Origin of the sequence: Citrobacter sp. CK180 (assembly GCF_030333655.1) — a bacterium.
Classification (GTDB): domain Bacteria; phylum Pseudomonadota; class Gammaproteobacteria; order Enterobacterales; family Enterobacteriaceae; genus Citrobacter_B; species Citrobacter_B koseri.
On record NZ_JAOWFM010000003.1, the window covers coordinates 1 to 218 of the forward strand.

The window sequence follows — 218 nt, forward strand, 5'->3', positions numbered from 1 at the left end:
TGCGAAAATTTGAGAGACTCATACACACTTTACGTGTGTCGTTTCAATTTTCAGCTTGATCCAGATTTTTAAAGAGCAAAACTTCGCAGTGAACCTTTTCAGGTACACTCTGAAGTTTTCTTATATGAGCAGTAAAATATGGTGGAGCTATGCGGGATCGAACCGCAGACCTCCTGCGTGCAAAGCAGGCGCTCTCCCAGCTGAGCTATAGCCCCATA

1 tRNA gene is annotated in these 218 nt (G+C 44.5%); it reads right to left on the reverse strand.

Annotation, left to right across the window (positions count from 1 at the left end):
- Window positions 1-139: 139 nt before the first annotated feature.
- Window positions 140-215 (reverse strand) — tRNA-Ala (locus OGV50_RS00350).
- Window positions 216-218: the final 3 nt, after the last annotated feature.